Source organism: Okeania sp., from assembly GCF_983059655.1.
This window is the reverse complement of record NZ_CEZPJD010000660.1, coordinates 1-4,552: the sequence shown is the minus strand read 5'-3', so window position 1 is coordinate 4,552 and position 4,552 is coordinate 1. Positions and strand designations below refer to the sequence as shown.

The 4,552-nt window shown below is 38.1% G+C and carries 2 protein-coding genes; one reads left to right on the top strand and one right to left on the bottom strand.

What is annotated here, in order from left to right:
- Positions 1-5 precede the first annotated feature (5 nt).
- The gene (gene treS, locus AC3DU7_RS26145; protein ID WP_488042204.1) at positions 6-3,338 is read left to right on the top strand and encodes a maltose alpha-D-glucosyltransferase; all 3,333 of its coding nucleotides are present in this window, start codon (positions 6-8) and stop codon (positions 3,336-3,338) included.
- Positions 3,339-4,349: 1,011 nt separating this feature from the next.
- On the opposite strand, the gene AC3DU7_RS26140 is transcribed toward treS, so the two are convergent.
- Positions 4,350-4,552, bottom strand: a 203-nt coding sequence (locus AC3DU7_RS26140; RefSeq protein WP_488042203.1) for a hypothetical protein, incomplete at its 5' end; no start/stop codon positions are given.

The following is a 4,552-nucleotide window of genomic DNA, read 5'->3' as shown; positions in this document are numbered from 1 at the left end:
ACCCCATGCTAAAAAACGACCCACTCTGGTTCAAAGACGCCATAATTTACGAAGTACCAGTTCGAGCCTTCGCTGATAGTAACGGTGACGGTATTGGAGACCTCCGGGGACTTACAGAAAAACTAGACTATTTGCAAGACCTGGGAGTAACAGCAATCTGGACACTACCATTTTTCCCCTCTCCCCTCAGAGACGATGGTTATGACATTGCTGACTATAGAAGTATTAACTCAATCTACGGCAACATAGAAGATTTTCAACAACTTCTAGATGCTGCCCATGACAGAGGAATTCGGGTCATTATCGAACTTGTAGTCAACCATACCTCCGAAAAACACCCTTGGTTCCAAAGGGCACGTCGCGCTCCCAAAGGTAGTGTAGAAAGAGACTTTTATGTTTGGAGCGACAGTGCTGATAAATACCCAGAAGTGCGGATTATTTTCCAAGACTTTGAAAATTCTAACTGGGCATGGGATTCTGTAGCTCAAGCTTACTATTGGCATCGCTTTTTCTATCATCAACCAGACCTCAACTACGAAAACCCTGCGGTACAAGATGCTGTTTTAGAAGTGGCAGATTTTTGGTTGAGTATGGGGGTTGATGGAATGCGCCTTGATGCAGTTCCTTATCTTTGTGTTGAAGAGGGTACTAACTGCGAAAACCTGCCAGGAACCCACGTCTTTCTCAAAAAATTACGGGCGCACATAGATTCTAAATATCCTAATCGAATGTTATTAGCAGAGGCTAATCAGTGGCCTGAAGATGCAGCTAAATATTATGGGGCCGGAGATGAATGTCACATGAATTTTCATTTCCCTTTGATGCCTCGTTTATTTATGGCTTTGCGGATGGAGGATAATTTTCCAATCTCCGATATTCTCAAGCAAACCCCTTCTATCCCTAATAACTGTCAATGGGCTTTGTTTTTGCGTAACCATGATGAGTTGACTCTGGAAATGGTCAGCGATGAAGACCGAGATTATATGTATAAGGCTTATGCTCAAGACCCGCAGGCTAGAATTAATTTGGGTATTCGTCGCCGTTTAGCACCTCTATTGGGAAATGACCGCCGGCAAATAGAGTTGCTGAATAGTTTATTGTTGTCTTTACCTGGGACTCCGGTTTTGTATTACGGCGATGAAATAGGTATGGGAGATAATATTTATTTGGGCGATCGCAATGGTGTGCGGACTCCGATGCAATGGACTGCAGACCGGAATGCTGGTTTTAGTCGTACAAATCCACAAAAACTATATGCTCCTATTATTGTAGACCCTGAATATCACTACGAAACAATTAATGTGGAGGCTCAACAGGCTAATTCTAATTCTTTGTGGTGGTGGATGAAGCGTTTGATTTCTACGAGGGAACGTTTTCAAGCTTTTGGACGGGGTTCCTTTGAATTGTTGCACCCTGAAAATAGGAAGGTCTTGGCTTTTACTCGTACATATTCTGGTCAGCATATTTTAGTAGTTGCTAATCTCTCTCGTTTCGTGCAAATAGTAGAGTTAGATTTATCAGCTTTTAATGGTATGGTTCCTGTAGAAATTTTTGGTAGAACTAAGTTTCCAGCTATCAAAGAATATCCATACTTTTTTAGTCTAAGTCCTTATGCTTTTTACTGGTTGACTTTACAACCACAACAAACTTATATTGAGACTCCAAAACCTCTGAGTAAACTTCCTGTTTTGACCGTAGCAGGTAATTGGAAAGATATATTTTCTCAGGCAGAAATCAAGGGTAGATTAGAGTCAATTTTACCTAATTATTTGAGTAGCTTCCCTTGGTTTGGAGGTAAAAATAAGGTTATTCAATCTACGAATATTACAGAAGTTATTCCTATTAACTATCAACAAAAAGAAACTGCTTTAATATTTTTAGAATTTCATTATACAGAGGGGCCTACAGAAACATATTTGATTGGTTTGAGCTATTTAATTCCCACAGAAATAACTCCTCAAGTTTCCAGGGAACAGATTATTGCAGAATTGCAAATACAGCAGCAAGAAAAGCCTGGAATTTTGTTTGATGTGCTGGGAGATAGAGATTTTTTAGATATGCCTTTTGATGCCATCGCCCAAAACCAAAAATATCACGGAAATAAAGGTATTCTTAGAGGAAAATATACCGATGTATTAGCAGAGATAATGCAGACAAATACAGGAAATATTAATCCTCATATTTCCTCAGAAAAACATGATAAAACCCTGATTAATTTCGGTACAGGATTAATATTTAAGTTATTACGAAAACTAGAAGTTGGTATTAATCCAGACTTAGAAGTTGGCAAATTCTTGACAGAGAAATCTCGGTCTCAAAATTCAGAAATTGCAGGAAATATTTCTCAAACAGCAGGATATCTGGAATATCACCAACAGGGAACTAACTTAATGACCATTGGTATATTAGAAGAATTTATTCCAGAAGCAAGGGACGGTTGGTCTTATACATCTGGTGTTCTGAGGGATTATTTTGACAGAATAATGGTAGAAAATACATCTGTCAATGAGCTAGAAATTCCTCAGATTACTGTTAGTAATAGTTTAAATATTGAGATTACCGAATCAGTCTACGACGTAATTGGTTCTTATATCAATGTAGCTGAAAATTTAGGTAAAGTTACAGCAGATATTCATAGTGCTTTAGCCTCTGATTTAGAGAATCCAAATTTTGCTCCCGAACAGTTTACACCTTTTTATCAAAGGTCGGTTTACCAGTACATGAGAAACCAGACAGGAATAATTTTATTAAAGCTGAAAAAACACTTATCAGGATTTTCACAAGATAAACAACAGTTAGCAAAAAATGTGATTAATCGCCAGGAGCAAATTATGAGACATTTAGGTTCCGTGGTAGAAAGAAAAATTACTGCAATGCGTACTCGTTGCCATGGAGATTATCATTTAGAGAACGTTTTATTTACAGGAAAAGATTTTGTAGTTGTTAACTTTGAAGGGGAAGCTGTTCGACCTTTAAATGAACGTCGCATGAAGCGTTCATTACTTAGAGATATAGCAATAATGTTAGAGTCATTTTATTATGCAGCTAATGTTGCTCTCCGGGAAGAAATTAAAAATGGAATGATTCGTCCTGAAAATTTGCTTGCCATGGAACACTGGTCTACATTTTGGTATAGCTGGGTAAGCATATCTTTTTTAAAAGCTTACCTCAACAATACAATGTCAGGTTCATTCTTGCCTAAAACTGAAGAAGAAATACAGGTACTTTTAGACGTTTATCTCTTAGAAAAAGTTGTTTATGAACTTGATTATGAACTTACTTATCGTCCTGAATTCGTAGAAATTCCTTTGGCACGAATTCAACAATTAATTCCATAATTTATGAAGGAAGAATTCAGGAATCAGTAGGGGGGATTTCTGTTCCTGAATACTTCGTAAACGTATTTTCGGAGCATTCGTAGGAAATCGCCCTTACAGGAGTCAGAATTCAATTATGTACAACTGGAAGATGAATAAATGGATTTAAGGTCCCCACCAAGCAAGTTTGATGATTTGCTAATACTCAATTAATGGCGGGTACGAATACCACTAATTGATTCTGACTCCTTCTTCAAATCGAAAAAAAATTCTGTTATTCATAGTCAATTTAGGAATAATCGCTGCGAGTTGATTTTTAGGTAAATTTATTGATACTCAATCGCAAAATCGGCTAAATTACATCGTAAGCATTCAGCCGTCAGCCAGCCTCCTATGGTCGGAACTACGTTATCAGCTATCAGCTATTGCTTTTAGTTTAGGATAAAAGCAATATTTAATTGTTTTACTACAAAAGTTTCCTCCCTTGCCCTTAAAGTCTTTTTTTAATTTAAACACTGTCCTATACGGAGAGAGTATTGTTGCGCTCAAGCTGACTACTAATAGCTGTTTGCGCAGCATTCCGTAGGAAATGCTTACATTATATCCTTAATGAATAGTTGATTTTACTTGCCATTTATTAGGTAAGCATTCAGCCGTCAGCTATTAGCTAGCCTCCTACGGAGGAACTACGTTAACAGCTATTAATTTTGAGGAAGGTCATTTCAGTTATCAGTTATCAGTTATCAGTTATCAGTACCTCTAGCTGTTTGCGGAGCATGACCTAGGAAAGCAAGAGGCTTGAAGTACGGAATTATTTTTTTTTATCCCCTTAAAAGGGGAGGCGCATACCCACGATTTTTCGGTAAAAATAATTGATAAATTGAGACAGAATAAAAGTTACTGTCAAACTCCCCTTCCTAAACCTCAGAAGTAATGAACAATTACTAATTGCTGAATGCGAGTGCATTCCGTAGGAATAGCTGACTGCTGATATAGCAATCACCGAATCAGTTGTGAGAATTGAGATGTTCCTTAAAAGGATAGAATATATGAACTATTATATTTAGATGATACATTTTTTTCTTCTTCCCTGTTGCCTGTTGCCTGTTGCCTGTTCCCAGCTCCCTGTTGCCTGTTCCCTGTTCCCTGTTCCCTGTTCCCTGTTGCCTGTTGCCTGTTGCCTGTTCCCTGCTCCCTGTTCCCTGTTCCCTGTTCCCTGTTCCCTGTTCCCTGTT

Excerpts from the sequence above, each read along its gene's own strand:
- treS (WP_488042204.1), top strand. The coding sequence starts at position 6 with ATGCTAAAAAACGACCCACTCTGGTTCAAAGACGCCATAATTTACGAA.